The sequence below is a fragment of the Streptosporangium sp. G12 genome, assembly GCF_052983175.1.
In genome coordinates this window covers 1-2,297 of record NZ_JBRIQO010000075.1, presented here as the reverse complement: position 1 = coordinate 2,297, position 2,297 = coordinate 1, and the positions used below count along the sequence as shown (strand labels likewise).

At 68.6% G+C, this 2,297-nt stretch carries 1 protein-coding gene; it reads left to right on the top strand.

Annotation, left to right across the window (positions count from 1 at the left end):
• Positions 1–730: 730 nt before the first annotated feature.
• A complete protein-coding gene (locus tag ACVCAG_RS45595) occupies positions 731–2,002 on the top strand; it encodes a pectate lyase (RefSeq protein WP_447191661.1) in 1,272 nt (423 codons plus the stop codon).
• The last annotated feature ends 295 nt before the right edge of the window (positions 2,003–2,297 follow it).

The following is a 2,297-nucleotide window of genomic DNA, read 5'->3' as shown; positions in this document are numbered from 1 at the left end:
GGCGGATTGGGTCAGTCCGACGAGTACGCCGGCGAACAGGCCGGCGCATGCGATGACGGTTCTGAGGCGCATCCTTCGTCTCCACAGGGTTGGTAAGCGCTTTCCAGGATCGAGCGAAGCTAAGCACTCACCGGCGCACCTGGGAAGGCCCGGATGCGAACGAGACCACCCGCGGCGCCTCGGCCTCGCCGGCGGGCGGCAGGTCGGCCGAGGTCGCGGTGGCGAAAAGGGGGGCGCGCCATCGTCACGCAGGGCGGCCGGGCGGCCGGGCGGTCGTGAAAGTTTCAGGAGGACGTGGTGGGCGTGAACCGGGTGGTGTGACCACGCGAGCCTCTGGCCTGTGTTTTTGCAAACGATTGTTGCAGAAATCGGAGCGTGACCAGGAGGAATATCCGACTCCGTTTGCAGTTTTACCGGAATGTATTGACGTTTCCTCCATGTAACGCGACTGTGTCTGCAATCGGTTGTTCACAGATGTGGTCTCTGAGTGGCCCGCGTGACTGCTGTGTCGAGGTGGTGCGACCGGCAACGGCATGCATCGAGGCAGCGGAGCAGGCGGCCTCCCGGCAGACCTGAGGGATCGAAGGGCTGGAAGGCGCCCGTGCCGCGCCCGTCCGCGCGGCACGGGCGCGGATCGCACCACGACTCCAGCCGGGGACGACCCCCGAGGCGCGCGACCTCTGCTTTGCCATGCCCTGAACCCATACAGATCGCAGAAATGGAGCTGAACGTGCGTAGAGAAGAACATTTCGGTAGGAGGCTGGCGGTCATCCTGACCGCCGGCCTCATCACCACCGGCGGGCTGGTGGTCACGTTCAACACGCCCGCCTCGGCGGCCCCCTCCAACGGCAACTACACGCTGGCCAACGCCGGCAGCGGTCTGTGCGCCACCGTACCCGGGCAGAGCACCGGCGACGGCGTCCAGCTGGCCCAGAACACCTGCGCCGATGCCGCCGGACAGGTCTTCACGCTCACCTCCTCAGGAGGCGGCTACCAGATCAAGGCGGCGCACAGCGGCAAGTGCCTCGGGGTGCGGGACGCCTCCACCAGCGCCGGCAAGGCGGTCCAGCAGGAGTCCTGCACCTCGGCCGCCTCGCAGACCTGGCAGCTCACCGCCTCGGGGTCCAACTACCGGGTGGTCAACGGCAACGGCGGCAAGTGCCTCAACGTCAAGGACAACTCCACCTCCTCCGGCGCCCTGCTGCAGCAGAACTCCTGCGACTCGGCGGCCACCAAGCAGTGGACGCTGCGGCCCGCCGGCGGGGGCGGCACGCCCGACCCGGACCCCACCCCCACCCCCACCGTGACGCCCACCTCCGGCGGAGGTGACGGCAGCGGTCCGTGGCCCTCGGACACCGGCAGCGTCCACCAGACCACCACCCGCAACGCCGGCACGTTCTTCGACGGCGGCATGAAGCGCTACTACGGCATCGGCGACGGCGGCCAGGGCGAGAGCCAGGACCCGATGTTCGTCGTGGCCAACGGCGGCACCATCCAGAACGTCATCCTCGACGCCCCGGCCGGCGACGGCATCCACTGCGAGGGCTCGTGCACCATCCGCAACGTCTGGTGGAACGACGTCGGCGAGGACGCCGCCACCTTCCGCAGCTCCAGCTCCTCGGCCACCTACCTGGTGGACGGCGGAGGCGCCAAGTCGGCCTCCGACAAGGTCTTCCAGCACAACGGAGCCGGCAAGCTGACCATCCGCAACTTCCAGGTGCACAACGCCGGCAAGCTGTACCGGGCCTGTGGCAACTGCTCCACCTCCTACCAGCGCCACGTCGTGCTGGACGGCGTCACCGCCCGCTCCACCAAGGTGCTGGCCGGGATCAACTCCAACTGGGGCGACACCGCGCGCTTCAGCCGGATCACCGTCTACGGCAGCACCACCATCTGCGAGCGCTACAAGGGCGTACCGAAGGGCAGCGAGCCCAGCAAGATCGGTGAAGGCCCCGACGGCACGCACTGCCTGTACTCCGAATCCGACATCACCCGCCGCTAGAGCTCCCGGGCAGGCGGGCGCTGTCCCCGCCCGCCTGCCCGGCGCTCCCGAAAGACGTCCTTGACCGGAACGGCGAGACCACATCGGCCGCCAGAACCCGCGACGGCGGCGGCTTCTCTCGCCGTGTCCGTCGCCGGAGCCGGCCGAGGTGCCGGAAAGGTCGATCTGCAGCGGTCCCCCCTCCACTTGTCATCCGACGACCCGGGAATCCTGGAGACCAACGATGCGCTTGACGATTTCTCTCGCGTGCGCCGCTCTGCTGGCCGGCATGCTCGCCGCGCTGCCCGTGAACGCG